The organism is Streptomyces sp. NPDC007991, assembly GCF_042958445.1.
Taxonomy (GTDB): Bacteria; Actinomycetota; Actinomycetes; order Streptomycetales; family Streptomycetaceae; genus Streptomyces.
In genome coordinates, this window is record NZ_JBIBJD010000001.1 from 777,783 (window position 1) to 804,096 (window position 26,314).

Here is a 26,314-nt window from a genome sequence, read left to right on the forward strand (position 1 = left end):
CGGGGCTTTCCCGGATTGCACCGCGTTGGAGCTGGCCGTGAAATGTAAGGCAGTCAAGCTGTGGGGCCTTGGAAGATGCTGAGAGAGGTCACCGCAACCCGCTACATCGAGCCCCTGCGCTCCGGCGGCTCCGTCCCCGGCGTCGTCGAGGCCGACGACCTGGGCACGTACGTCGTGAAGTTCACCGGCTCCGCGCAGGGCCGTAAGGCACTGGTCGCCGAGGTGATCGTGGGGGAACTGGCGCGGGCCCTCGGGCTGCGCTTCCCCGAGCTGGTGCTGGTGCGCTTCGACCCGGTGATCGCGCGGAACGAGCCGCACCAGGAGGTGCGGGACCTGCACGCGGCCAGCGCGGGCGTGAACCTCGGCATGGACTACCTGCCGGGCGCCCGGGACTTCACGCCGGAGATCGCGCGGGTCTTCCCCGTCGATCCCCTGGAGGCGGGGAGGATCGTCTGGCTCGACGCCCTGACCGTGAACGTCGACCGCACGGTGCACAGCTCCAACCTGATGGTCTGGCCCACGCTGGGTGTCGCGCCCCCGCGCCTGTGGCTGATCGACCACGGTGCCGCCCTCGTCTTCCACCACCGCTGGGACGGTGCCGACCCCGCCAAGGCCTACGACTTCCGGCACCACGCCCTCGGCCACTACGGGCCCGACGTCCGGGCCGCCGACGCGGAACTCGCCGGCCGGGTGACCGAGGAGTTGCTGCGCGGGATCCTCGCGGAGGTCCCGGACGCCTGGCTCGCAAACGAGCCCGGCTTCGCCGGACCGCAGGAGGCACGCGAGGCGTACGTGACGTACCTCCACGCGCGCGCGGGGGCCTCCGGGGCCTGGCTGCCCACCGACTTCCCCGGCCGGGAGGAGCTCGCCGCCGAGGAGGCCCGCCGGGCGGCGCGTAACCTGCAAGGACGCCCCGCGTGGCTCCGTCAGGTCCCCGACCTGCACGGCAAGCCCGCGGTCGAACAGGATGGGGCGGTGCACCTCGGATGAGTGGCCGTGTCGAGATCGAGTACTGCACCCAGTGCCGCTGGCTGCCCCGCGCGGCCTGGCTGGCGCAGGAGCTGCTCACGACCTTCGAGTCCGAGGTGACGGAGCTGGCGCTGAAGCCCGGCACGGGCGGGGTGTTCGTCGTACGCGTCGGCGACGAAGTCGTCTGGGACCGTCGCGAGCAGGGCTTCCCCGAGCCGACGGCCGTGAAGCGGGCCGTACGCGACCGAGTGGCCCCGGGCAAGCCCCTGGGCCACTCGGACAAGCCGTCCGCCGAGCCGTCCGCGGACTGAGTGGTCAGCCCTTGAGCTGCTCGTACGCCGGCAGCGTCAGGAAGTCGGCGTAGTCCTCGTCGAGGGAGACCGTCAGCAGCAGGTCGTGCGCCTGCTGCCAGTTGCCGGCCGCGAAGGCCTCCTCGCCGATCTCGGCCTTGATGTTCGCCAGTTCCTCGGCGGCGACCTTGCGGGCCAGGTCGGCGGTGACCTGCTCGCCGTTGTCGAGGACGACGCCCGCGTTGATCCACTGCCAGATCTGGGAGCGGGAGATCTCGGCGGTGGCGGCGTCCTCCATCAGGTTGAAGATCGCGACCGCGCCGAGGCCGCGCAGCCAGGCCTCGATGTAGCGGATGCCGACCTGCACGGCGTTCACCAGGCCCGCGTACGTCGGCTTGGCGTCCAGCGAGTCGATCGCGATCAGGTCGGATGCCTTGACGTCGACGTCCTCGCGCAGCCGGTCCTTCTGGTTGGGCTTGTCGCCGAGGACCTTGTCGAAGGACTCCATGGCGATCGGGACGAGGTCGGGGTGGGCGACCCAGGAGCCGTCGAAACCGTCGTTCGCCTCGCGGTCCTTGTCGGCGCGGACCTTCTCGAAGGCGACCTTGTTGACCTCCGCGTCCCGGCGGGAGGGGATGAACGCCGCCATGCCGCCGATCGCGTGGGCGCCGCGCTTGTGGCAGGTGCGGACGAGGAGTTCGGTGTACGCGCGCATGAACGGGGCCGTCATCGTCACCGCGTTGCGGTCCGGCAGGACGAACTTGGCGCCGCCGTCCCGGAAGTTCTTGACGATGGAGAACAGGTAGTCCCAGCGGCCCGCGTTCAGCCCGGAGGCGTGGTCACGCAGTTCGTAGAGGATCTCCTCCATCTCGTACGCGGCCGTGATCGTCTCGATCAGCACGGTCGCGCGCACGGTGCCCTGAGGGATGCCGAGGTAGTCCTGCGCGAAGACGAAGATCTCGTTCCAGAGGCGGGCCTCCAGGTGCGACTCCGTCTTGGGCAGGTAGAAGTACGGGCCCTTGCCCAGGCCCAGCAGGCGCTTGGCGTTGTGGAAGAAGTACAGGCCGAAGTCGACGAGGGCACCGGGCACCGGGGTGCCGTCCGCGTCGACGAGGTGACGCTCGTTCAGGTGCCAGCCGCGCGGTCGCATGACGACGGTGGCGAGTTCCTGGTTCGCCTTCAGGGCGTACGACTTGCCCGACGTCGGGTCCGTGAAGTCGATGTTCCGCGTGTAGGCGTCGATCAGGTTGAGCTGGCCCAGGACCACGTTCTCCCAGGTCGGCGCGGAGGCGTCCTCGAAGTCCGCGAGCCACACCTTCGCGCCCGAGTTGAGGGCGTTGATGGTCATCTTGCGGTCGGTGGGGCCGGTGATCTCGACCCGCCGGTCGTTCAGGGCGTCGGGGGACGGGGCGACCTTCCAGGAGTCGTCGGCGCGGATCGCGGCGGTCTCCGGGAGGAAGTCGAGGGTGGAGGTGCGGGCGATCTCGGCACGGCGCTCGGCGCGGCGGGCGAGGAGTTCGTCACGCCGGGGCGTGAACCGCCGGTGCAGCTCGGCCACGAAGGCGAGCGCCGCTTCGGTGAGGACCTCCTCCTGCCGGGGCAGGGGTTCGGCGTCGACGATGGCCAGCGGGGACGGCGCTGGTGCGGACATGAACGGTCACTTCCTTCAGCGAGCTGTGAAGACGAGCCGGCGGTTCGGCACCGGGTGCCAGTCTTCCCGGATACGGCGCGCAGCGCCCGCGGGGGCCTCGAGCGCTTCTGAACAGTGGATACTAGTTTCCTCATGGTGGAAGTTCAATCGTCTGTTGATGTCGAGACTCTCCGGGTCGAGGAAAGGTGGCGCTCCGTGCCAAGCCGCTCACTCAAGGTGGGCCAGATCGGCCGCCGTGTCGATGTCGAAAGGCCGGGCCACGTCCCCGCACTCGACGAGCGTGATCCCCGGCTCGTGCTCCTTCAGATAGGCGCGTGCCCCCTGGTCCCCGGTCGCAGTCGCCGCGATGCCGGCCCAGTGGGCCGCGCCGAACAGCACGGGATGGCCGCGCACCCCGTCGTACGCGGCCGACACCAGTGACCCCTCGTCCTCGTACGCCGTGAGCACCCGGGCCACCGCCTCCGGGCCGATGCCGGGCTGGTCGACGAGCGAGACCAGGGCGGCCGTCGCGCCCGTACCGGCGAGCGAGTCCAGCCCGGCCCGCAGGGACGTCCCCATGCCCTGTTCCCAGTCGGGGTTGCCGATCAGCACGCACCCCGGCAGTACGGCCCGGGCCCGGACCTCGTCCGCCTGTGCGCCCACCACGACGTGGATCCGCTCGCAGCCGCCCTCGCGCAACACCCGCACCGCGTGCTCCACGAGGGGGCGTCCCCGGTGGGTGAGCAGTGCCTTGGGATGCCCGCCGAGCCGCCGCCCGCCCCCGGCGGCCAGCAGGACCCCCGCAACCGCACCCGTCCTGTTTCCCGTCTTCCCTGTCGTCATGAACCCTGCATACCGCACGACGTCGGCCGAGAAGTCACGCAGCGAAACAAGTCGATGACGCAATGGACTGGCGCCTGGTGGCCCGCGTCGTTTACTGTCGCCCGCACCGACCGGCCGGGCGGCCGACCGGCGCCCGGTGTGGGGGACTTCGCGTCGGAAGGGCACGCGCACGACCCAGTGCGAGGGGGGAGGACTGTGTTGCGGAGCGTTGAGCAGAGGCGGCAGGGGCCTGTGACCAGCGGCGGCGAGGATCCGCGCGTGACGGAGCTGCGCTCCGCCGTCGCCCGGCTGCGCCGCCGGCTCGCCGCGCATCCCGGCGAGTTCGCCGACCGGACCATAGCCGAGGAGGAACTGGCCGCGCTGGACGCGATGGCGGCCGACGGCACTCCCGAGGTACCACGGCTGCGCCGCTCCCTCCTGCTGATCGCCGGCGCGATCGGCTCGGTGAGCGCGCTCTCCCCGGAACTGACGGAGGTCCGCCACGCGGTCGACCTCTTCGGAGGACCGGTGCGGGGGCAGGGGTAGGGCGGGGCCGGGCGTTTCGCTCTCCGGATGGCCGGTGGGGCGCGTCCGTCGGGCGGGCCTGGCATGCGCAGCCCGCGCCACCGCGCCGACAGGGCGCGAAGGGTCGGCGGGGGCACGGCGCCCGGACGGCCCCGGTGTGCGAGGGCCGGCGGGGACGGCACCGCGCAGCCGGTCCTCGATCGCTCCGCCGCCCCGTCGCCGATCGCCGCGTGCGGTGGTGGCCGTGTAGGTGCGAGGCGCCGCGGAGGGCCTGTTGGTGGGGGTGCTCCGGCGTCGGCCTTGCCGTGTCGCGGGGTGCTCCGGCGTCCGACTTGCCGTGTCGCGCGGTGATCCTTCGTTCGCACGGTCGGGCCGCGTGGCGATTGCGGTGTGCGGTGGCTGTGCCGTCGTGTGTCGCGGAGGCCGACGGCGCCGGCGCCAGCGCGGGCGCCGGTGTCCGCACGGTCCGGCGGGCGTGCGCGGCGGCGTCCGCACGGTCCGGTGGCGGGCGTGCGCGGCGGGCGTCCGCCTGGCCGTGTCGTGAGGCGCTGCGCGGAGTGCCGCCGGTGGCCCGCTCGGGCCCCCAGGAGCCCGCGCCGGCGCCGTCGGCCTCGTAACGGGCCTCGGAAACCGTCCGGGCAGGCGCGTCAGGCCGCTACGCGGGGCTCTGGGTGGCCAGGGCCCCGGAGAGTTCGCCGGCGACCTGCTGGAGCACCGGCACGATCTTCTCCGTCGCCGCTTCCGTGACCCGGCCCGCCGGGCCGGAGATGGAGATGGCCGCGGCCGTGGGGGAGTCGGGCACCGAGACCGCCAGGCAGCGGACGCCGATCTCCTGCTCGTTGTCGTCGATCGCGTAGCCCTGGCGGCGTACCTCCTCCAGCGCCGCGAGGAACCCGTCGGGCGTCGTGATGGTCTTCTCCGTCGCGGCGGGCATGCCCGTACGGTTCAGCAGGGCGCGCACCTCCTCCGGCGGGAAACCGGCGAGCAGGGCCTTGCCCACGCCCGTGGAGTGCGGCAGCACGCGCCGGCCGACCTCCGTGAACATCCGCATCGAGTGCTTCGACGGCACCTGTGCCACGTAGACGATCTCGTCCCCGTCCAGCAGCGCCATGTTCGCCGTCTCGCCGGTCTCCTCGACCAGCCGGGCGAGATAGGGCCGCGCCCAGGTGCCCAGCAGCCGGGAGGCGGACTCGCCGAGGCGGATCAGGCGTGGGCCGAGCGCGTACCGGCGATTGGTCTGCTGCCGTACGTATCCGCAGGCCACCAGCGTGCGCATCAGACGGTGGATCGTCGGCAGGGGCAGTCCGCTGCTCGCGGACAGTTCGCTCAGGCCGACCTCGCCGCCCGCGTCCGCCATCCGTTCGAGCAGGTCGAAGGCGCGCTCCAGGGACTGGACCCCGCCGTTGGCGGAGGACCGGGCGGAGTCGGTGGTGCTGGCGCTGGACGTCGGCACGGCGCGTTCCTTTCGGGACTGGCGGAAGAGCTGAAGCCTACCCGGCAGTCGGTTGACTCCCCGCTTGTACGTAGCTACGTTCTGCGTGCTGGAAGTGTAATTCCGCTTTGTGGAAACGTCCATGAGTGGCCGCGTGGCGGGCGCACGAGTCCAGTGTGCCCTTGACGAGGTGGGAGAGGGAGTGAAGACTCCTTCAACAGAAAGTTGAAGTGGAAGTAAGGGGTCCGGGTGTCCGACGCTGAACTGGTGCTTCGCTCGACGCGTGTCATCACTCCCGAGGGAACCCGCGCCGCATCGGTCGCGGTCGCCGCCGGCACGATCACGGCCGTCCTCCCGTACGACGCACCCGTACCGGAGACCGCCCGCCTGGAGGACCTGGGCGACCATGTCCTGCTGCCCGGCCTGGTCGACACCCACGTGCACGTCAACGACCCCGGCCGCACTGAGTGGGAGGGCTTCTGGACCGCCACCCGCGCCGCCGCGGCCGGCGGCATCACGACCCTCGTCGACATGCCCCTCAACTCCCTGCCGCCGACCACGACCGTCGCGCACCTGCGGACCAAGCAGCAGGTCGCCGCCGACAAGGCGCACATCGACGTCGGCTTCTGGGGCGGCGCCCTGCCCGGCAACGTCAAGGACCTGCGCCCGCTGCACGAGGCCGGCGTCTTCGGCTTCAAGGCGTTCCTGTCGCCGTCCGGCGTCGACGAGTTCCCGCACCTCGAACGACAGCCGCTCGCCCGCGCCATGGCCGAGATCGCCGCCTTCGACGGCCTCCTCATCGTGCACGCCGAGGACCCCCACCGCCTCGCCTCGGCTCCCCAGCGGCCCGGCCCCCGGTACGCCGACTTCCTCGCCTCCCGCCCCCGGGACGCCGAGGACACCGCCATCGCCCGGCTCATCCGCGAGGCCAAGGCGCTGAACGCGCGCGTGCACGTCCTGCACCTGTCCTCCAGCGACGCCCTGCCGATGATCGCCGAGGCGCGGGCGGAGGGCGTCCGCATCACCGTGGAGACCTGCCCCCACTACCTGACCCTCACCGCCGAGGAAGTCCCCGACGGCGCCAGCGAGTTCAAGTGCTGCCCGCCGATCCGCGAGGCCGCCAACCAGGACCTGCTCTGGCAGGCGCTGGCCGACGGCACCATCGACTGCGTCGTCACCGACCACTCCCCGTCCACCGCCGACCTGAAGACCGACGACTTCGCGACCGCCTGGGGCGGGATCTCCGGACTCCAGCTGAGCCTGGCGGCGGTGTGGACCGAGGCGCGCGGGCGCGGGCACGGCCTGGAGGACGTGGTCCGCTGGATGTCCGCGCGGACGTCCCAACTCGTAGGGCTCGACCACCGCAAGGGCGCCATCGCGCCCGGCCGCGACGCCGACTTCGCCGTCCTCGCCCCCGACGAGACCTTCACCGTCGACCCGGCCTCCCTGCAGCACCGCAACCGCGTCACGGCCTACGCCGGCAAGACCCTGTACGGCGTCGTGAAGTCCACCTGGCTGCGCGGGCAGCGCATCGTCGCGGACGGCGAGTTCACCGAACCGAAGGGGCGGCTCCTCACCCGGACCGACTGAATCCCGACCCGGACCCCGAAAGGCAGATCTGATCATCGTGACGGCGATTCCCAGCTTCACCGGCGACGCGAACCCCTACGGAGGCGGCGACCCGTACGCGGACTACCGCACCGCCGACTTCCCCTTCACCCAGTACGCCGACCTCGCCGACCGGCGCCTCGGTGCCGGTGTCATCGCCGCCAACGACGAGTTCTTCGCCCAGCGCGAGAACCTGCTGGTGCCCGGGCGCGCCGAGTTCGATCCCGAGCACTTCGGGCACAAGGGCAAGATCATGGACGGCTGGGAGACGCGGCGGCGCCGGGGCGCGTCGGGCGAGCACCCGTGGCCGACCGCCGAGGACCACGACTGGGCGCTGGTCCGCCTCGGCGCCCCCGGCGTGGTCCGGGGGATCATCGTCGACACCGCGCACTTCCGCGGCAACTACCCGCAGGCCGTCTCCGTCGAGGGCACCTGCGTGCCGGGCTCCCCGTCGCCCGAGGGGCTCCTCGGGGACGACGTGAAGTGGACGACCCTGGTGCCGCGGACCCCGGTCGGCGGCCACGCGGCGAACGGTTTCGCCGTCGCCGTCGAGCAGCGCTTCACGCACCTGCGGGTCAACCAGCACCCCGACGGCGGCATCGCCCGTCTGCGCGTCCACGGCGAGGTCGTCCCCGACCCCGTGTGGCTGGAGGTGCTTGGCACCTTCGACGTCGTCGCCCTGGAGAACGGCGGCCAGGTCGAGGACGCCTCCGACCTGTTCTACTCGCCCGCCACCAACACCATCCAGCCGGGCCGCTCCCGCAAGATGGACGACGGCTGGGAGACCCGGCGCCGCCGCGACCAGGGACACGACTGGATCAGCTACCGGCTGGCCGCCCAGTCCCGGATCCGCTCCATAGAGATCGACACCGCGTACCTCAAGGGCAACAGCGCCGGCTGGGCCTCGGTGTCCGTGCGCGATGGGGAGGACGGCGAGTGGCGGGAGATCCTGCCGCGCACGCGCCTCCAGCCCGACACCAATCACCGCTTCGTCCTCCCGGCCCCGGCCCTCGGGACGCACGCGCGCGTGGACATCTTCCCTGACGGCGGCATCTCCCGGCTGCGGCTGTTCGGTTCCCTGACGGAGGACGGCGCACGACGCCTCGCGGCACGCCATCAGGAACTGGGCGGCTGAGCCGACTCCCGTCCCAGGGGTGTGCCTGCATGCTGGGCGGGTGCGCCCCTGGGGGTGTACGGCCGGTGCGCCGGTCGTGTTCCGGGGGTGTGCCCGCCTGCTGGGGCGCGTCCCAGGAGTTGCACCTGCCCGCTGAGTCAGCCCTCCGTCGAAGGGGCGTGCCTGTCCGCCGGGCCGGCCGCGCCCCAGGGGGTGCCGCCGCTGGGCCGGCCCGCCCGAGGGAGGCGTACGTGCCGCTGAGCCGGGCCCTGCCCGAGGAGGCGTACGTGCCGCTGAGCCGGGCCCCGCCCGAGGGGGCGCACCTGCCTGACAGCACCGGTGCGCCCCCTGACCTCACACCCCCTGCCTCACGCCGCGTGCCCGCCGTCCACGGCGAACTCCGCGCCGGTGACGTACGTCGCCCCCGCCAGATACGCCACCATCGACGCCACCTCCTCCGCCGTCCCGAACCGCCCCAGCGCCGTCATCGCCGCCTGGCCGGCCGCGTAGGGCCCGTCCGCCGGGTTCATGTCGGTGTCGATCGGCCCGGGGTGGACGAGGTTCGCCGTGATCCCGCGCGCGCCCAGTTCCCTGGCCAGGGCCTTGGTCAGACCGGCCAGGGCCGCCTTGCTCGTCGCGTAGAGCGTCCCGCCGGGCCCGGGCACGCGCTGGGCCATGCAACTGCCGATCGTGATGATCCGCCCGCCGTTGGGCATGCGCGCGGCGGCGGCCTGGGACGTCAGGAAGACTCCGCGCACGTTGACGGCGAGGCCCCGGTCCACGTCCGCGAGCGACAGCGTCTCCAGCGGCCCGAGCACCCCCACGCCCGCGTTGTTCACCAGGACGTCGAGGCCGCCCAGCGCCTCGGCCGCCGCGGTCACGGCCCCGGCCGCCTCGCCTGCGTCGGCCGCGTCCGCGCGTACCGCCACCGCGCGGCGCCCCAGAGCCTCCACGGTCCGTACGACCTCCTCGGCCGCCTCCTTGCCGTTCACATAGCCGACCGCCACGTCCGCGCCCTCCCGGGCCAGCCGCAGGGCCGTCGCCGCGCCGATGCCACGGCTCGCGCCGGTCACGAGAGCCGCCTTGCCGTCGAGAGTGCCCTGAGAAGTAGCGAAATTTCCTTGAGAAGTCATGTGTCCATCCCAGCGCCGGGACGGCCCCGGTGCTGGCGGTGAACGGACGTCGAGGTGGGCGCGCCGGAGGGAGCCGTACGGCCGAGCGATGAGTTGCGGGTGCGCACGGGGTCTGAACCGATGGCAACAGACCCCGACCGTCCCAGAAGAAGGGCACCCGCCATGGGCAAGCTCGTCTCCACCCTCTTCGTCACCCTCGACGGCGTCTACCAGGCCCCCGGCGGCCCGCACGAGGACACCCGCGGGGGTTTCACCCACGGCGGCTGGAGCTTCCCGTACGCCGACGAGGACTTCGGCCGGTTCATCGGCGAGGTCTTCGCCCGTCCGCGCGCCTTCCTGCTCGGGCGCCGGACGTACGACATCTTCAGCACGTTCTGGCCGAAGGTGACCGACCCCGCAGATCCTGTCGCCTCGAAACTCAACTCACTGCCGAAGTACGTCCCGTCCTCCACGCTCACGGACCCCGGCTGGGCGGGTACCACCGTGCTGACCGGCGACCTCGGCAAGGAGGTCACGGCTCTGAAGGAGCGCACCGACGGCGAGATCCAGGTGCACGGCAGCGGCGCCCTGGTCGGATCCCTGCTGGCGCTCGGCCTCGTCGACTCGCTCCATCTGCTGACCTTCCCGGTCGTGCTCGGCACCGGGTTCCGGCTGTTCCCGGAGGGCGCCGTACCGACCGCGTTCCGGCACGCCGGGGAGAGCGTCACCGGCAAGGGCGTCTCGATCCGGACGTACGACGTGGCGGGCCGCCCGCAGTACGGCGAGTACACGCTGCCGGAGAACGCGTAGCCGCGACGCCGAAGGGCAGGTTAACTTCCCCCCAACTCATGGGACTTGAAGGGAAAATCTGCGAGCTTGTCATTGACATGCCACTGTCTACGCGCGTCATCATGGGCGCATGAATTTCCCCCCACGCGCCTCACGGCTCGGCGCAGCAGCCGCCCTTGTGTCCGCCCTCCTCGTCGGCGGTACCGTCTCCGCCACCACGGCCGACGCGGCCCCCACCGCCGTCGGCACCATCTGTTACGGCGACCTGCCGTCCCAGGCCCACGACACGCTCGACCTGATCGAACAGGGCGGGCCCTTCCCGTTCGAGCAGGACGGCACCGTCTTCCAGAACCGGGAAGGCATCCTGCCGAGCCAGTCGACCGGCTACTACCACGAGTACACGGTCATCACCCCGGGCTCCTCCACGCGCGGTGCGCGGCGCATCGTCACCGGTGAGGAGAACCGGGAGGACTACTACACGGCCGACCACTACGAGTCGTTCGACCTGGTCGACTACGGCTGCTGAGCCGGGCGGCCACCCGCGCGAACGCCGGCCGGAAGTCCGCCCGGGTGCTCAGACGGACTTCCGGCTCCCGGCCGCCGCGAACAGGGCGACGCCCAGCACCAGCAGGGCGACGCTCGCGTAGATCTCGTAGCCGTCGAGGAACCCCAGTCGCTGCACGACGCCCCAGTTCCAGTCGGTGAACTCGTGTACCAGGCCCGCCACGCCCTGTACGAGGGCGAGGAAGCCGAGAATCTCCAGCACCTGCTTCATGGACGACAGCCTCGCCCCGCGCACCCCCCACGCACATCGGCCGCGGGGCGAGCCCGCGTCGGACGGAAGTCCCCGTCCGGACCAGGTAGGCCCCGTCGAAAGTCCGCGCCGCGGTGACTTTGGTCGACGATTCCGGCCGGGGCGCGGTGAAGAGGCCCTGTCCTGCGTAGATTTGTCGACCGTGAGTGGTGACAACGCGGGGCAGGCCCCGCCGGTGCCGACGGGCGGGACACCCGCGCTGTTCACCGGGCGCAGATGGTTCATCCCCTCCGCTCTGCTGCACGAACTCGACCCCGACGCCGCACGGGCCGGGCGACGGCCCCGGCGTACCGCCCGCGACTGGGTCGTCGACTTCTCCTGCTTCCTGCTGGCCGTGCTCGTGGGCGCGCTCGCCGCGGACGCGCTCAGCCACAACCGCCATGTCCCGGAAGGGCTGGCCGTCGTGGACCAGTTGATCGGGGCGCTGGCCTGCGCGGCCGTCTGGCTGCGCCGCCGCTGGCCGCTGGGGCTGGCCGTGGCGATGACCGCCGTCACCTTCGTCTCGGACACGGCGGGCGGGGCGGGGCTGATCGCCCTGTTCACCCTCGCCGTGCACCGCCCCTTCCGGTACGTGGCCTGGGTGGGGGGCGTCAACGCGGCCATGGTCCCGCTGTACTACTGGGTGCGCCCGGACCCGGACCTCCCCTACCTGGTGAGTGTGCCGTTCGCCGTGCTGCTCACCGTGGCGACCGTCGGCTGGGGCATGTTCGTACGGTCCAAGCGGCAGCTCATGGTGAGTCTCAGGGACCGGGCCCGGCGGGCCGAGACGGAGGCGCGGCTGCGGGCCGAGCAGGCGCAGCGGCTCGCCCGTGAGGCCATCGCGCGGGAGATGCACGACGTGCTCGCGCACCGGCTGACCCTGCTGAGCGTGCACGCGGGCGCCCTGGAGTTCCGGCCCGACGCGCCCTGGGCCGAGACGGCGCGGGCGGCGGGTGTGATCCGGGAGAGCGCGCACGAGGCCCTCCAGGACCTGCGCGAGATCATCGGCGTCCTGCGGGCGGGGGAGCCGGACGACACGGGGCGGCCGCAGCCGACGCTGGCGGCGCTGGACACGCTGGTCGCCGAGTCGCGGGCGGCCGGCATGAAGGTGGCCCTCGGCCATCGGGTCGACGACGCCGCCGCCGTCCCGCCCTCCGTCGGCCGCACCGCGTACCGGATCGCCCAGGAGGGCCTGACCAACGCCCGCAAGCACGCGCCCGGCACGGAGGTCACGGTGACCGTCACCGGCGCGCCGGGCAGCGGACTCACGGTCTCCGTGCACAATCCGGCCCCCGAGGGCGAGGTACCGCACGTCCCCGGCTCCGGCCAGGGCCTCATCGGCCTCACGGAACGAGCGACCCTGGCCGGCGGCCGCCTGGAGCACGGCCACACGCCGGAGGGCGGGTTCGAGGTACGGGCGTGGCTGCCGTGGGGCTGAGACGCGGCCCGGCCGCCTGCGGCCCGTCAACTCACCACCGCTCACCAGGCGTTGGCGTCCGCGTCCCACATCCGCCCCGACCGTGATTACGTAAGTCCATGACTGCGATCAGACTGCTCCTCGTCGACGACGATCCGCTGGTGCGGGCCGGGCTGTCCCTCATGATGGGCGGAGCCGGCGACATCGAGATCGTCGGCGAGGCGGCCGACGGCGGCGAGGTGGAGGCACTCGTGGACCGCACCCGCCCGGACGTCGTGCTCATGGACATCCGGATGCCGACGGTGGACGGCCTCACGGCCACGGAGCTGCTGCGCGCCCGCAAGGACGCCCCGCAGGTGGTGGTCCTCACCACCTTCCACGCCGACGAACAGGTCCTGCGGGCGCTGCGCGCGGGCGCCGCCGGATTCGTCCTCAAGGACACCCCGCCGGCCGAGATCCTCGCGGCGGTACGCCGGGTCGCGGCCGGCGACCCGGTCCTGTCGCCCACCGTCACCCGGCAGCTGATGCGGCACGCGGTCGGCACCGCCGCCGACACCCGCCGGGCACGTGCGCGTGAACGCATGGGCGCCCTCAACGACCGCGAGCGCGAGGTCGCCGTCGCGGTCGGCCGGGGCCTGTCCAACGCCGAGATCGCCACCGGCCTCTTCATGAGCGTCGCCACGGTCAAGACGCACGTCTCCCGCATCCTGGCCAAGCTCGACCTCAACAACCGCGTGCAGATCGCGCTGCTGGCGTACGACGCCGGCCTCCTGGAGGAGGAACAGGAGGGACACTGACCGGCCTGCCGGCCCGCCGTCACCCGAAGGCGGAGGCGGTCCCGCCGGGGATCTCCGCGAGATGCACCGGCCTGCGCTCCCGGCGCGACACCTCGCACGCCTCCGCGACGCGCAGCGCCTGAAGGGCCTCGCGCCCGTCGCAGGGGTTGGCCCGCTCGCCCCGCACGACCTCGACGAACGCGTTCAGCTCCGCCTCGTAGGCAGGGCCGAAACGCTCCAGGAAGCCGGTCCAGGGCTTGTCCGCGGCGGGCGGCCCGGTCGGCTCGGTGGACGCGATCGGCGTACGGTCGTCCAGGCCGACCACGATCTGGTCCAGCTCCCCGGCCAGCTCCATGCGCACGTCGTAACCGGCCCCGTTCAGCCGGGCGCCGGTGACCGTGGCGAGCGTGCCGTCGTCGAGGGTGAGGAGCGCGGCACCGGTGTCGACGTCGCCCGCCTCGCGGAACATCGCGGGACCGGCGTCCGACCCGGCGGCGTAGACGTCCGCCACCTCCCGGCCCGTCACCCAGCGCAGTACGTCGAAGTCGTGGATCAGCGTGTCCCGGTACAGCCCGCCGGACAGCGGCAGCCACGCCGCGGGCGGCGGCGTCTGGTCACTGGTCAGCGCCCGCACGGTGTGCAGCCGCCCCAGCCTGCCGGAGCGCACGGCCTCCCGGGCGCCCCGGTAGCCCGCGTCGAAGCGGCGCTGGAAGCCCATCTGGAGCACCGTCCCGGCCGTCTCCACCTCGGCGATCGCGCTCAGGGTCCCCGGCAGATCCAGCGCGATGGGCTTCTCGCAGAACACCGGCAGGCCCGAGCGTGCTGCCCGACCGATCAGTTCGGCGTGGGCCGACGTCGCCGTCGTGATCACCACGGCGTCGACCCCCCAGCGGAAGATCTCCTCCACGCCCGGCGCGGCCGTCTCACCCAGCCGGTGCGCCAGTTCCTGGGCCCGCGAGACATCCGCGTCCGTGAGGATCAGGGAGCCCACGTCGCGGTGCCGGCTGAGCGTGTTCGCGTGGATCCTGCCGATGCGGCCCGTACCGATGACGCCGATGCGCATGGAAACAAAGTGCGTGCACAGCCCGCCCCTGTCAATCTGCATGTCCGGACAATCTGACTACACAACTTCCCGTCAACAACGCACAGAGCTACGCTCGGCCCGTGCCGAAACCAGAAGTGGACCCGACCGTGCAGCTCGAGCTGAGTGTGGACCGCAGCTCTCCCGTGCCGTTGTACTTCCAGCTGTCCCAGCAGCTGGAGGCCGCTATCGAGCACGGCACGCTGACCCCCGGCAGCCTGCTGGGCAACGAGATCGAACTCGCCGCCCGGCTCGGCCTGTCCCGGCCGACCGTCCGCCAGGCCATCCAGTCGCTCGTCGACAAGGGCCTCCTCGTCCGCCGCCGCGGCGTGGGCACCCAGGTCGTGCACAGCCAGGTCAAGCGCCCGCTGGAGCTCAGCAGCCTCTACGACGACCTGGAGGCGGCGGGCCAGCGCCCGGCCACCAAGGTCCTCGTCAACACCCTCGTCCCCGCCTCCGCCGAGGTCGCCGCAGCACTGGGCGTCGCCGAGGACAGCGACGTCCACCGCGTGGAACGCCTCCGCCTCGCCCACGGCGAGCCCATGGCCTACCTCTGCAACTACCTGCCCCAAGGCCTCATCGACCTCGACACCGCCCAACTGGAGACCACGGGCCTGTACCGCCTGATGCGCGCGGCGGGCATCACCCTCCACAGCGCCCGCCAGTCGATCGGCGCCCGCGCCGCGACGGCGGCGGAGGCGGAACGCCTCGCGGAAGAGGCAGGGGCCCCACTGCTCACCATGCAACGCGTCACGTTCGACGACACGGGCCGCGCGGTGGAATACGGCACACACACCTACCGCCCGACGCGCTACTCGTTCGAGTTCCAGCTTCTTGTGAGGACCTGAGGGCGGCGCGTTTTCCGGGGGCCCGGGAAACTGCGCGATCAGCCCCCAAGCACCCGCACACGGCAACGGTGGGTTGTTCCCCCGCTCCGCACCCTGCCTCCCCGTGAGGCAGAATCGGCGGCGATGAGCACCTACCGCGACTTCACCGCCCCCATCGGCTCCCGCCGTGCCACCGTGCTCCGCACCGTCGGCACCCGGGAGCGCCGCTCACACCTGACGGCACCCCGCGTACCGACGGTCGGTATCGACATCGGCGGTACGAAGGTGATGGCGGGCGTCGTCGACGCCGACGGCAACATCCTGGAGAAGGTCCGCACGGAGACGCCGGACAAGTCCAAGAGCCCCAAGGTCGTCGAGGACACCATCGCCGAGCTGGTCCTGGACCTCTCGGACCGGCACGACGTGCACGCCGTCGGCATCGGCGCGGCCGGCTGGGTCGACGCCGACCGCAACCGCGTGCTGTTCGCCCCCCACCTGTCCTGGCGCAACGAACCGCTCCGCGACCGCCTCTCGGGCCGGCTCTCCGTACCGGTCCTCGTGGACAACGACGCCAACACCGCCGCCTGGGCCGAGTGGCGCTTCGGCGCCGGCCGCGGCGAGGACCACCTCGTGATGATCACGCTGGGCACCGGCATCGGCGGTGCCATCCTGGAGGACGGGCAGGTCAAGCGCGGCAAGTACGGCGTCGCCGGCGAGTTCGGGCATATGCAGGTCGTGCCCGGCGGCCATCGCTGCCCGTGCGGCAACCGCGGCTGCTGGGAGCAGTACAGCTCCGGGAACGCCCTGGTCCGCGAGGCGCGCGAGCTGGCCGCGGCCGACTCGCCGGTGGCGTACGGGATCATCGAGCACGTCAAGGGCAACATCGCCGACATCACCGGCCCGATGATCACCGAGCTGGCCCGCGAGGGCGACGCCATGTGCATCGAGCTGCTCCAGGACATCGGCCAGTGGCTCGGCGTCGGCATCGCCAACCTCGCGGCCGCCCTCGACCCCTCCTGCTTCGTCATCGGCGGTGGCGTCTCGGCCGCCGACGACCTGCTGATCGGCCCCGCGCGGGACGCCTTCCGCAGGCATCTGACCGGGCGCGGCTACCGCCCCGAGGCGCGTATCGCCCGGGCCCAGCTCGGCCCCGAGGCCGGCATGGTCGGCGCCGCCGACCTGGCCCGGCTGGTCGCCCGCCGCTTCCGGCGCGCCAAGCGCCGCCGCGTGGAGCGCTACGAGCGCTACGAGCGCTACGCGCAGTCCCTCCGCAGTACCCAGGAGACGCCGTGACCGCCTCCCTGCCGCACCAGGGCTCATGGCCGGACGGGCAGGAACGCCCGGCCGAGGACCACCGCCACATGATCCGCCGCAGGGCGCTCACCCTGCTGATCATCGTGCTGCTCATCGGCGTTCCGGCCGGCTACCTGGTGATCTCCGCGAACCAGAGCCGGGACAGCGGCAAGGACAAGGAGGCGAAGTACTCGGCCACCGGCCTGACCGAGGGCTGGCCCTCCAAGCTCCAGCGCCGGATCTACCAGGTGCCCGTCCCGCACCCGGCCTGGCACGTGGCGTACTACGAGACCAACAACTGGAAGACCAGCCGCCTGTACGCCCAGTTCGAGACCAACGCGGCCGGTCTGGACGCCTATCTCACGGGCCTGGGCGTGACCCGGGCCGACCTGGAGAAGGACCACATCACCATCGGCGCCCGCGACCGCAAGATCACCGGTTGGAAGTTCCCCGGGGGCGACGGGTGGTACGGCTTCGTCCATCGCCAGAAGAACCCCGCACCCACGCACGACGTGGTGGTGGACCTGTCCAACCCGGCGTACCCCTGGGTGTACGTCGTCTCCCGGACCGTGCCCTGACCCGCGGCCCGGCTCGGGCGGCCCGGCCGCCGGGGCCGGTTGTCAGACCCCGCCCGTAGAGTCGGAGACAACTGATCCGACACGCGGGCGGGAGGTGACAGGACGTATGGGTGACATGGCTGCGGTGGCCGAGCGGCCGGGGGACGCGACGGTCCCGGTCCGGCTCCCGGCCGTCTTCCTGCCCGCCCCCCTCCCGCGCGACGGACGCATCGCCTTCTGGGACCCCGCGGGCGAGCCCCTGCCCGCCGAGGTCACCGAACTCGCGGAGGACACCGAGCTCACGGTCGTTCGACGGCACGGCGCCGCGATCCGGCGGCGGACCACCCCGGCGCTGACCCTCCCGCTGGACGAGGCCTTGCCGCTCCTGGTGCGCGCCCGGCACGACCCCGCGGCCCACCCCGCCACCGCCTGCTGGGGCGCCGCCGCCCTGCACGCCCTGCGGCTGACCGCGCGCGGCCGGCTGCTGCCCGGCCTGACCCCCGCGGGTCACGACGCCTGGCGCGCCGGCCCGCTGGACCCGGACGACATCGCGCACCTGCGCGCGGTCGCCGCCGCCCTGCCCTACGAGGGACACGCCGTCCCGCTGACCGGCCCGGGCCCGATCCGCCTCCCCGAACCGGAAGCGCTGGTGCGCGCCTTCCTGGACGCGGTCGCCGACACCCTGCCGCGCACCCCGGCCGCACCCCACGCCACCGGCAGGCCCTTCGCGGCCCGCGACGCCCAGCACCTGCCGGCGGCCCACGACTGGGCCGCCGAGGTCGCCGCCGGCATGGACGCCGGCGTGCGGATCTCACTCCGGCTGGACCTCTCGGCGTACGACCTGTTCGACGACGCCTTCGACGGCGGCGCCCGCAGCGCCGGCGCCGCGGTCGTCCAGGTGCACAGCCTCGCCGACCCCACCCTCGTCGCCGACGCGGCGGCGCTGTGGGCGGGCGAGGCGGACGACGCCTTCGGCCCACGCGCCCGGGTGGACGCGGCTCTCGCCGTCCGCCGCGCGGCCCGCGTCTGGCCTCCGCTCGACCGGCTCGCCGACCAGGACGTTCCCGACGTGCTGGCCCTGACCGAGGAGGAGCTGAGCGACCTGCTCGGAGTCGCGGCCACCCGGCTCGCCGCGGCCGGTGTCGCCGTGCACTGGCCCCGTGACCTGGCCCAGGACCTCTCGGCCGCCGCGGTGGTCCGGCCGGCCCCCGGCTCGGCGACCGACGGCACCGGCTTCTTCGAGAGCGAGGACCTGCTCCAGTTCCGCTGGCAGCTGGCACTCGGCGGCGACCCCCTCACCGAGAGCGAGATGGACGCCCTCGCCGAGGCCCACCGCCCGGTCGTCCGGCTGCGCGACCAGTGGGTGCTGGTCGACCCGGCCCTCGTCCGCAAGGCCCGCAAGCGGGACCTGGGGCTGCTCGACCCGGTCGACGCGCTGTCCGTCGCCCTCACCGGCACCGCCGACGTGGACGGCGAGACGGTCGAGGCCGTACCGGCGGGCGCGCTGGCCACCCTGCGCGACCGCCTCACCGCGGGAGTGCGCCCGGCCGCACCGCCGCCCGGCCTGCACGCCACGCTGCGCGACTACCAGCTGCGGGGCCTGGCCTGGCTCGACCTGATGACCTCCCTCGGCCTCGGCGGCTGCCTCGCCGACGACATGGGCCTCGGCAAGACCGTCACGCTCATCGCCCTGCACCTGAAGCGGGCCCGCCGCGAACCGACCCTGGTGGTCTGCCCCGCCTCGCTGCTGGGCAACTGGCAGCGGGAGATCACCCGCTTCGCCCCCGGCGTCCCCGTCCGCCGCTTCCACGGCCAGGACCGCAGCCTGGACGACATGGACGGCGGCTTCGTCCTCACCACCTACGGCACGATGCGCTCCGCCGCCCCCGTCCTGGCCGGGCAGGCGTGGGGCATGGTCGTCGCCGACGAGGCGCAGCACGTCAAGAACCCCTACTCGGCCACGGCCAAGGCGCTGCGCACGATCCCGTCCCCCGCGCGCGTGGCCCTGACCGGCACACCCGTCGAGAACAACCTCTCGGAGCTGTGGGCGCTGCTCGACTGGACCACCCCGGGTCTCCTCGGCCCGCTGAAGTCCTTCCGCGCCCGGCACGCCCGGGCCGTGGAGAACGGCGAGGACGAGGAGGCGGTGGAGCGCCTGGCCCGTCTGGTCCGGCCGTTCCTGCTGCGCCGGAAGAAGTCCGACCCGGGCATCGTGCCCGAGCTGCCGCCCAAGACGGAGACCGACCACCCGGTGCCGCTCACCCGTGAACAGGGCGCGCTGTACGAGGCGGTGGTGCGCGAGTCGTTGCTCGCCATCGAGACCGCCGAGGGCATGGCACGCCGGGGCCTGGTGCTGAAGCTCCTGACGTCGCTGAAGCAGATCTGCGACCACCCGGCGCTGTACCTGAAGGAGGAGCCCGCCCGGGCCGGCGGCGACCGGCTCGCCGCCCGCTCCGGCAAACTCGCCCTGCTGGACGAGCTGCTGGACACGCTGCTCGCCGAGGACGGATCCGCCCTGGTCTTCACCCAGTACGTCGGGATGGCCCGACTCATCACCTCCCACCTGGCCACCCGCGCGGTCCCGGTCGACCTCCTCCACGGCGGCACACCGGTACCGGAGCGGGAGCGCATGGTCGACCGCTTCCAGGCCGGCTCGACCCCGGTCCTGGTGCTGTCCCTCAAGGCGGCGGGCACCGGCCTCAACCTCACCCGCGCGGGTCACGTCGTGCACTTCGACCGCTGGTGGAACCCGGCCGTCGAGGAACAGGCCACCGACCGCGCCTACCGCATCGGCCAGACCCAGCCCGTCCAGGTCCACCGGCTCATCACCGAGGGCACGATCGAGGATCGCATCGCCGAGATGCTCCAGGCCAAGCGCGCCCTCGCCGACGCGATCCTCGGCTCCGGAGAGTCGGCCCTCACCGAACTGACGGACCGTGAGCTGTCCGACCTGGTCTCCCTGCGGAGGACACCATGACGCCCAGCCCGGCCGACGAGGCCCGCCGGGCCCTACGAGCGGCCCGGGCACAGGCACACCGCCCCCCGGACACGCCCTCCGCTCCCCAACCGGCCGAGCGGCCCACCGGCCAGGAGGAGACACCCCGCCCGGCAGACGCGGCCCGCGAGGCACTGCGCAGGGCGATCTCCGAACACCGCCGTGCCGAGGAACCGGCGAGCGACGCGGGCGCGGCGGGAGGCGGCGAGATGCCGGGTACCTCGGTGGGCAGAGCGGGGCCGGCCGGGGAGGGGGCCGGTGAGGCGGGCGGGGCGAGGGGCGCTGGTGCCGGTGGGCCGGACGGCTCTGGTGCCGCCGCCGGTGGGTCGGGCGTTTCCGGTGTCTCCTCCGGTGTCTCCGGTGAGCCGGACGTAGTGGACGGGGCCGGTGCCCGGGGCGGGCCGGAGGGGTCCGGCGCCTCGACCGGGTCAGACGGTGTCGACGGCCGGGGTGGGGTGCAGGGTCCCGGCACCTCGGGTGATTCGGGCGCTTCCCATGCTCTGGGCTGGTCGGAGGGTTCTGGCGCCTTGGGTGGGTCGGGCGGTTCCGGTGCGGCGGGCCATTCTGGTGCGTCGGACTGTCCGGATGATGCCGGTGCCCCTGGTGGATTGGGGGGTTCTGGTGCTTCGGGCCGTCCGGATGACGTCACCGCGAGTGGATCGGAGGGTTCCGGCGCCCCGGGCCGGTCGGAGGAGCCCGGCGCCCTGGGTGAGCCGGACGGCTCCGGTGCCCCGGACCGGCCGGACGGCTCCGGCGCCCACGCAGGGCCGGACCGTTCCCGACCCCCGGGGGAGTCCCCGGCCCGGATCACCTCCGCCCATGCTCCCGCTGCCGCGCAGGACCAGCCCTCCGCCGCACCGGCGGACACCCCGGCCGCCGGTGACGACACAGGCCCGGGGCCGCGCGCGGCGGACGTCGCGCGTGAGGCACTGCGCGCGGCGCGGCAGGACGCGCGGCGGGCCCGGGAGGAGGCCGAGAGTGCGGGACGCCGGTCGCGGCGCAGCCGTGGGGACGCGCGGCCCAGGGCCGGTCGGCAGACCGGCGGGTTCGCTGCCGGCGGGGGAGTGCGGGACGTACGGAAGTTGCTGGCCGACGCCTTCCGAATGCCCGCGGACACGGACGAGTTGGACGCGGCACCCGAGAGTCCTGGCAAAGCCACCCAGGAGCGCTCGTCCCTGGGCATGCCCGACTCGCCGCACACGCACAGGCGAAGCCCCACCGAGCCCACCCCCACCACCACTTCCGCAACCACCCGCCCCGAGACACCTCGGATCCCTCAGTCCATGGCCGCCCCCGACCGCGACACCGAGCTCCGCCGTACCTTCCCCGCGTTCCCGCCCCGGGAAGGCGGGGACGGCAAGGGCTTCGCCGAGAGCTGGTGGGGCAACGCATGGGTCGCCGCGCTGGAGCAGGGCGCGCTGGACGCCAAGCGGCTGGAGCGCGGGCGGGGTTACGCCGGACAGGGGCATGTCGACGCCATCACCGTGACGCCCGGCCTGGTGCTGGCGTACGTGCGGGGCAGCCGTCCGCGCCCGTACCGCGTGCAGGTACGGCTGCGCACACTCGACGACTCCGACTGGGAGCGCTTCCTGGACGCCGCCGCCGACCGGCCCGGGCACATCGCGGCACTCCTCGACAAGGAGATGCCCCAGTCCCTCGCGGACTGCGGCGTGCCCCTGCTGCCGGGCCCGGGCGATCTGGAGCCGCGGTGCAGCTGCCCCGACCGTGGCCACCCCTGCAAGCACGCCGCCGCCCTCTGCTACCAGACCGCGCGGCTCCTCGACGCCGACCCCTTCGTCCTGCTCCTGCTGCGCGGCCGGGGTGAACGCGAGCTGCTCGACGCGTTGTCCCGGCTGAGCGCGACCCGTGCGGCGCGCGCCGCCCAGGACAGAGGACCGGCGCGGCTCCCCGGCGTGCGGGCCGGTGACGTCGTCACCCCTCGCACCCTCCCGCCCCTGCCGGCGCCGCTGCCTCCGCCCCCGCACCCCGAGCAGCCCCCGGCCTACCCGGCGGCCCCCGGCGGCCCGGACCCGTTCGCGCTGGACCAACTGGCCACGGACGCGGCCGCGCGGGCCCACGCCCTGCTCACGACGGGCCGTGACCCGGTCGGACAGCTGACGCTCTGGGAGGACGCGGTCCGCCTGGCCGCGGCCCGCCCCGGCTCGGGGCTCACCGCGGGCACCCGGGCTCTCTACTCCTCCCTCGCCTCCGCGGCGGGCCGCACCCCGTCCGACCTGGCCCGCGCGGTCGCCGCCTGGCGCCAGGGCGGGCCGGAGGGCCTCGCCGTACTGGAGGAGCCGTGGGATCCGCCGGCCGGCCGGTTCGACCGGGCCCGTCCGCTGCTCCTCGCCGCCGACCTGCCCGCCTTCCGCCCCTGGCGCAACCACCTCACCCATCCCCAGGGCCATGTCCAGCTCCGCCTGGGACGCGACGGCCTGTGGTACGCCTACGAGTCCGAGCCGGGCCACGAGGACTGGTGGCCCCGAGGCACCCCCGACCTCGACCCGGTCGGAGCCCTGACGGGCCTGGGCATACCGAGCGACCTCTGACGGGCCCGAGCGGCAGAGTGCCGGCGAACGCCCGCGCATGGCACGAGCGTTGGGGCGCACCCGCGGGCCGTCGCCTCGTCAGGCCCGGACACCGACCGGACTCGACCACAGTGCCCCGGCGCGGTCAGGCGCGTCGCCGGGCCCACAGCGGGGTGACGAATGCGATGAGGACGGCGGCGATGCCGACCTGGAAGACGTGGCGGATCCAGTCGATACCGCCGGTGTCGCGCACGCCGAACGCGGTGGCGAGCGCATTGCCGGCGACGGCGCCGACGATGCCCATCAGGACCGTCAGCCACAGGGGGATGGGCTGACGTCCGGGAACAACGAGCTTGGCCAGCAGACCGATGACGAGCCCGGCGATGATCGCCCACAGAAACGACACGACAACTCCTTCCATTCGTTGCCCTTTTCGGGCATGACTCCGTGTTCCCGCCCAAGCCCGCCATAAGCGTGTCGCGCCAGGGCAGCCCGTCCACCCGGAACGTGGTGATCCACGACTCGGCGCGGATCCGGGCACGGGTCATATCGCCGGCGGAAGTGTCACGGCGTGTTGCGCAGTCGGTCGGCCTCGATGGTGCCGGAGTGCGTGGGGACGGAGTCGACCGTCGCCGCGTCGAGTTGCATCGCGCCCGCGTCGACGTTCGCCCGCAGGTGCTCCGCGTCGGCGGTGCCGGGGATGAGGAGCGTGTGGGGCGTGTGGTGGAGCAGCCAGGCCAGGCTGAGCTGTGCGGGGGAGACGCCCAGTGCCCGCGCCGCGGCGATGACGGCGGGCTCGTCGGTGACCTTCGGCAGGCCCGCGGCGGCGCCGCCGAGCGGGAAGTACGGCACCCAGGCGATGCCCTCGGCGAGGAAGAGCCGCGCCATGTGCTCGTCGTCGCGCGTCACCAGACGGTAGGCGTTCTGCACGCAGGCGATGCCGGCCGGGAGGGCCCGGCGCAGTCCCCGGTCCGTGTCGATGCGCGGCGCAACCGCGAACGGCTGCTCACCGTCGCCCGCGACGCCTTCACCGCGACCGACGGCAAGGCCACCCTCGACGCTCTACCGTCACTTCCCCACCCGTGACGCGCTGGGCGAGTGCGTTTTTCGCGGCTACTGACCTTCAAAGCGTGGTGTCGTAGGGGCTGACGCCTCATGATCCCTGCGGTATGCCGACCGTAGGTATACGCAAGGGGGTGGACTGACCGACGAACGGCGGGCCTTCCGCGAGGCTGGAGGAAAGACATTGGGCTGGGGGTGGCCGCGCGCAGGTGCGGGACGCAGAGCAGGAGATTTATACAATCTCAGGGCCCGCCGGTGACGATATTCAACAGGTCGAAGGCTTGACGTACCTTTCGGTTCCAGATGATTGCCATAATAGCGAGAACTGCGAAGATCGTCACGATAGACTCGGGCCCTTCAGAAAGGTCCAACTTCGAAATGGAAATCACAGCCCCAGCGGAAAGCGCTGCCCATGCGACGATCCTCAGCCACTCGTAATCATGGCCGGGTTGCGCCCCCTCGATCTGCTCATTGTCTAGTAGGGCACCGACACGAGCCTCGCAGTAGCGATCAGAAATAGTTAATAGAATGCCACCTAATTCTTGGAGGGCAGCTTGTGGATCGCGGTCCAGCCGCTCTTCAGACTTGCGAATAGCCGCAATCACTTGCCGGGCATGACTATCCAGAATTTTGCGACGGTGAGAACGGCGGGGGACCGAGCTGCGGTGTTTATAGGCCGTTCGCAGTGAACGAGTGACAGCGCCGAGACGGCGTGACACCTGGCGGAGAGCAGGTGCCCTGTCTTCGCGATCTGACCCGTAGGCGTCCGCGCAAGCGGATATGGCGTCTGTGATTACCATCACGGGCGCATAGCGGCGTGCAGCCCTAAAGGAGTCGATGTTTTTGATGAACCAAGGGTGTCCTCCTCGCAATTTTTTCGACATTTCACCTGTTGCAAGCATGAAGAACGCGGTCAGGATTGGAATCATGGGCCAATCCGGAAATGTCGTCCAGAACTCGATTTCCCTTTCCGAGGGCTTGTATTTAGGGAACATTTCGTTCATCCGTGTTACTTCTTCACGCGTGGGGGCGTCAATAAATTGAATCAAGACGATCGAAATTGTAAGAGCCAGTGTGATAGATATTGTGACCTGGAGAAACCAGCCTTTCAGTTGGGCGCGGCGGTGGATCGCAACTCGCACACGCCCTGAAGGCCGACGGTTCACACCCAGGCGGTGCAGATCATGGGTGAGTTGGTCAAAGCGTGATCGTGACGTGGCTTGGTTGGTAGTCACAACGACGCATCATTCCATGGCACTTGCTTCGCCTCCCACATGAGCGGCTGCTTGGGCACCGTCTGTCGCTACTGACCTTGAATGCGTGATGTTGTCATGGAGGCTGGCGTCGGAGTCCGGTGCCCGTGAGGCAGCCGTCTAGGACGTCGGGGCGGTACTGGAGTTGGTGAAGGCCGTGCCGGACAGCGGTGATGAGGTCGTCGGGGTCGGCGAAGGCGCGGTTGCCTGTGGCGGTGCGTCGCAGGACGGACCAGATGCCTTCGACCAAATTGAGGTCAGGTGTGTAGGGCGGCAGTTGAAAGACGGTGAGCCAGTCGCGGTCAGCGATGTAGCGGCGCATGCCGGCCGTCAGGTGGGTGTTGAGATTGTCCCAGACCAGCACGATCGGGCCGCCGAGCTGCCGGTGGGCGGTCTGGATCAGGTCGCGGTAGTCCTCCCAGGAGAAGCTTCTGCGCCCGTCAGGCCGGGCGTCCGGGCAGGCCCGGTAGATCAGCCGCGAGGGTTTGCCGGCCTTGTAGCAGGCCAGGGCGGCCACCGATAAGCGGCGGCGGGAGCGGCCCCGCACGCGGATCACCGGGGTGTGGCCGCGGCGGGACCAGCTGCGGGTGGTCGGCGGCGTCATCGAGAATCCGGCCTCGTCCTCGAAGACAAGCCAGGCGTCGAGCGCCGCCACGGTCCTTCCACGCTTGGCCAGGTCTCCTTCACCCGCCACCAGGTTCTCGTCCCGCTCGATCGCCCGCCGGGCAGGGACCTGGCAGCTCCAGCCGTGCCGCTTGAGCAGGGCGGCCACCCCTTGCACGGTGTAGCTCTTGTGGAAGCGGCGCCCGATCAGCGTCTTGATCCGCGACAGGGTCCAAGTCTGGTCCGGCCAGCCGTGTGCCACCGGCCCCTTGGCCAGCTCCCGCTCGAGCACGGGGAACAGTTCGTCACTGAGCAGCGGCAGCGATGCCGGCCCCTTGGAGGCCAGGGCCCGGGACCCGTTCTGCGACCAGGCTCTGCGCCACCGCTGAACTGACCGGACGCTGACCCGCAGATCGTGAGCGATGACTGGGTTCTCGTCGCCCTGCCTGAACCGCTCGGCCGCCTCCATCCTCAACTTCTCGCGGAAGGCCCGCCGTTCGTCGGTCAGTCCGCCCCCTTGCGTATACCTCATACGGTCGGCGTACCGCAGGGATCATGAGGCGTCAGCCCCTACGACACCACGCTTTGAAGGTCAGTAAGCGCGGCACCATCGCGACACCGGCCACCCGGGAACGGATCACTTCGGCGATCGGTGAGATCCTCGACGCCGGTGCGAAAAACCGGCTCCCTCCGGGCGGACGTGGAACCGGAGGAAGCCACCATGATGCTTCTCGGAGTATTCATGTCGACGACGGCCGGCAACAGCCCGGAACTGACGGAACGGCTGCTGGATCTCGTGGCAGACGCGCTGCGGCCCGCGACGGACAGGCCACCGAGG

At 72.2% G+C, this 26,314-nt stretch carries 23 protein-coding genes and 2 pseudogenes; 14 read left to right on the forward strand and 11 right to left on the reverse strand.

The window, feature by feature from the left end; genetic code table 11:
* Positions 1-75: 75 nt before the first annotated feature.
* Entirely contained in the window at positions 76-990 is a 915-nt protein-coding gene (locus ACFZDA_RS03340) for a HipA family kinase (RefSeq protein WP_391074076.1), read from the forward strand.
* The gene (locus tag ACFZDA_RS03345; protein WP_391074079.1) at positions 987-1,280 is read left to right on the forward strand and encodes a SelT/SelW/SelH family protein; all 294 of its coding nucleotides are present in this window, start codon (positions 987-989) and stop codon (positions 1,278-1,280) included. The genes ACFZDA_RS03340 and ACFZDA_RS03345 overlap by 4 nt, the downstream gene beginning before the upstream one ends.
* A 4-nt stretch (positions 1,281-1,284) precedes the next feature.
* Here ACFZDA_RS03345 and aceB read toward each other — a convergent pair whose 3' ends face one another.
* Positions 1,285-2,910 (reverse strand): malate synthase A, encoded by a 1,626-nt coding sequence (gene aceB, locus ACFZDA_RS03350; RefSeq protein WP_391074082.1) that lies wholly within the window; start codon positions 2,908-2,910, stop codon positions 1,285-1,287.
* 207 nt (positions 2,911-3,117) lie between these two features.
* Positions 3,118-3,732 carry an NTP transferase domain-containing protein gene (locus ACFZDA_RS03355; protein ID WP_391074085.1) on the reverse strand — a complete coding sequence of 205 codons (615 nt, stop codon included), beginning with the start codon at positions 3,730-3,732 and terminating at the stop codon, positions 3,118-3,120.
* Between the two features lie 258 nt (positions 3,733-3,990).
* On the opposite strand from ACFZDA_RS03355, the gene ACFZDA_RS03360 reads away from it, so the two are divergent.
* The gene (locus tag ACFZDA_RS03360) at positions 3,991-4,257 is read left to right on the forward strand and encodes a DUF5955 family protein (protein ID WP_391074088.1); all 267 of its coding nucleotides are present in this window, start codon (positions 3,991-3,993) and stop codon (positions 4,255-4,257) included.
* Between the two features lie 634 nt (positions 4,258-4,891).
* Here the strand turns inward: ACFZDA_RS03360 and ACFZDA_RS03365 are convergent.
* Positions 4,892-5,689, reverse strand: a complete 798-nt coding sequence (locus ACFZDA_RS03365) for an IclR family transcriptional regulator C-terminal domain-containing protein (protein ID WP_391074091.1) — start codon at positions 5,687-5,689, stop codon at positions 4,892-4,894.
* A gap of 228 nt (positions 5,690-5,917) precedes the next feature.
* Here ACFZDA_RS03365 and allB point away from each other — a divergent pair, with 228 nt between their 5' ends.
* Positions 5,918-7,258 carry an allantoinase AllB gene (gene allB / locus ACFZDA_RS03370; protein WP_391074094.1) on the forward strand — a complete coding sequence of 447 codons (1,341 nt, stop codon included), beginning with the start codon at positions 5,918-5,920 and terminating at the stop codon, positions 7,256-7,258.
* 37 nt (positions 7,259-7,295) lie between these two features.
* The gene (gene alc, locus ACFZDA_RS03375; RefSeq protein ID WP_391074097.1) at positions 7,296-8,411 is read left to right on the forward strand and encodes an allantoicase; all 1,116 of its coding nucleotides are present in this window, start codon (positions 7,296-7,298) and stop codon (positions 8,409-8,411) included.
* 347 nt (positions 8,412-8,758) lie between these two features.
* On the opposite strand, the gene ACFZDA_RS03380 is transcribed toward alc, so the two are convergent.
* Positions 8,759-9,523, reverse strand: coding sequence for an SDR family oxidoreductase (locus ACFZDA_RS03380; protein WP_391074100.1), 765 nt, complete (start codon positions 9,521-9,523; stop codon positions 8,759-8,761).
* A 162-nt stretch (positions 9,524-9,685) separates the two neighbouring features.
* On the opposite strand from ACFZDA_RS03380, the gene ACFZDA_RS03385 reads away from it, so the two are divergent.
* Positions 9,686-10,312, forward strand: a complete 627-nt coding sequence (locus ACFZDA_RS03385; RefSeq protein ID WP_391074102.1) for a dihydrofolate reductase family protein — start codon at positions 9,686-9,688, stop codon at positions 10,310-10,312.
* Positions 10,313-10,421: 109 nt separating this feature from the next.
* Positions 10,422-10,817: a ribonuclease domain-containing protein gene (locus tag ACFZDA_RS03390; protein WP_391074105.1), complete on the forward strand. Its 396-nt coding sequence runs from the start codon at positions 10,422-10,424 to the stop codon at positions 10,815-10,817.
* Between the two features lie 48 nt (positions 10,818-10,865).
* On the opposite strand, the gene ACFZDA_RS03395 is transcribed toward ACFZDA_RS03390, so the two are convergent.
* Positions 10,866-11,066 (reverse strand): hypothetical protein, encoded by a 201-nt coding sequence (locus ACFZDA_RS03395; RefSeq protein ID WP_391074108.1) that lies wholly within the window; start codon positions 11,064-11,066, stop codon positions 10,866-10,868.
* A gap of 181 nt (positions 11,067-11,247) precedes the next feature.
* Between ACFZDA_RS03395 and ACFZDA_RS03400 the strand changes: the two genes are divergently transcribed.
* Positions 11,248-12,522 (forward strand): histidine kinase, encoded by a 1,275-nt coding sequence (locus ACFZDA_RS03400; RefSeq protein ID WP_391074111.1) that lies wholly within the window; start codon positions 11,248-11,250, stop codon positions 12,520-12,522.
* Between the two features lie 98 nt (positions 12,523-12,620).
* Positions 12,621-13,298, forward strand: coding sequence for a response regulator (locus ACFZDA_RS03405; protein ID WP_391074114.1), 678 nt, complete (start codon positions 12,621-12,623; stop codon positions 13,296-13,298).
* A gap of 19 nt (positions 13,299-13,317) precedes the next feature.
* Here ACFZDA_RS03405 and ACFZDA_RS03410 read toward each other — a convergent pair whose 3' ends face one another.
* The gene (locus ACFZDA_RS03410) at positions 13,318-14,340 is read right to left on the reverse strand and encodes a Gfo/Idh/MocA family oxidoreductase (protein ID WP_391074584.1); all 1,023 of its coding nucleotides are present in this window, start codon (positions 14,338-14,340) and stop codon (positions 13,318-13,320) included.
* Positions 14,341-14,468: 128 nt separating this feature from the next.
* On the opposite strand from ACFZDA_RS03410, the gene ACFZDA_RS03415 reads away from it, so the two are divergent.
* The 5 genes from ACFZDA_RS03415 to ACFZDA_RS03435 all read left to right on the forward strand — a co-directional run bounded on the left by ACFZDA_RS03415 (position 14,469) and on the right by ACFZDA_RS03435 (position 22,579).
* Positions 14,469-15,206 (forward strand): UTRA domain-containing protein, encoded by a 738-nt coding sequence (locus tag ACFZDA_RS03415; RefSeq protein ID WP_391074586.1) that lies wholly within the window; start codon positions 14,469-14,471, stop codon positions 15,204-15,206.
* Positions 15,207-15,329: 123 nt separating this feature from the next.
* A complete protein-coding gene (locus ACFZDA_RS03420) occupies positions 15,330-16,478 on the forward strand; it encodes an ROK family glucokinase (RefSeq protein ID WP_391074117.1) in 1,149 nt (382 codons plus the stop codon).
* Positions 16,475-17,056, forward strand: a complete 582-nt coding sequence (locus ACFZDA_RS03425; RefSeq protein ID WP_391074120.1) for a sugar kinase — start codon at positions 16,475-16,477, stop codon at positions 17,054-17,056. Before ACFZDA_RS03420 ends, ACFZDA_RS03425 begins: the two co-directional genes overlap by 4 nt.
* Positions 17,057-17,162: 106 nt before the next feature.
* The gene (locus tag ACFZDA_RS03430) at positions 17,163-20,012 is read left to right on the forward strand and encodes an SNF2-related protein (RefSeq protein ID WP_391074123.1); all 2,850 of its coding nucleotides are present in this window, start codon (positions 17,163-17,165) and stop codon (positions 20,010-20,012) included.
* A gap of 626 nt (positions 20,013-20,638) precedes the next feature.
* Positions 20,639-22,579, forward strand: a complete 1,941-nt coding sequence (locus ACFZDA_RS03435; protein ID WP_391074127.1) for an SWIM zinc finger family protein — start codon at positions 20,639-20,641, stop codon at positions 22,577-22,579.
* A gap of 124 nt (positions 22,580-22,703) precedes the next feature.
* Here ACFZDA_RS03435 and ACFZDA_RS03440 read toward each other — a convergent pair whose 3' ends face one another.
* The 5 genes and pseudogenes from ACFZDA_RS03440 to ACFZDA_RS03460 form a co-directional block, all read right to left on the reverse strand.
* The gene (locus ACFZDA_RS03440) at positions 22,704-22,964 is read right to left on the reverse strand and encodes a GlsB/YeaQ/YmgE family stress response membrane protein (RefSeq protein ID WP_391074130.1); all 261 of its coding nucleotides are present in this window, start codon (positions 22,962-22,964) and stop codon (positions 22,704-22,706) included.
* 158 nt (positions 22,965-23,122) lie between these two features.
* Positions 23,123-23,524, reverse strand: a pseudogene (locus ACFZDA_RS03445) (aldo/keto reductase); the annotation flags it as partial.
* A gap of 338 nt (positions 23,525-23,862) precedes the next feature.
* Positions 23,863-24,855 (reverse strand): hypothetical protein, encoded by a 993-nt coding sequence (locus ACFZDA_RS03450; RefSeq protein WP_391074133.1) that lies wholly within the window; start codon positions 24,853-24,855, stop codon positions 23,863-23,865.
* A gap of 94 nt (positions 24,856-24,949) precedes the next feature.
* Positions 24,950-25,888, reverse strand: coding sequence for an IS630 family transposase (locus tag ACFZDA_RS03455; protein ID WP_391074588.1), 939 nt, complete (start codon positions 25,886-25,888; stop codon positions 24,950-24,952).
* Positions 25,886-26,008: pseudogene (locus ACFZDA_RS03460) on the reverse strand (transposase); the annotation flags it as partial. The gene ACFZDA_RS03455 and the pseudogene ACFZDA_RS03460, both read right to left, overlap by 3 nt.
* Between the last annotated feature and the right edge of the window lie 306 nt (positions 26,009-26,314).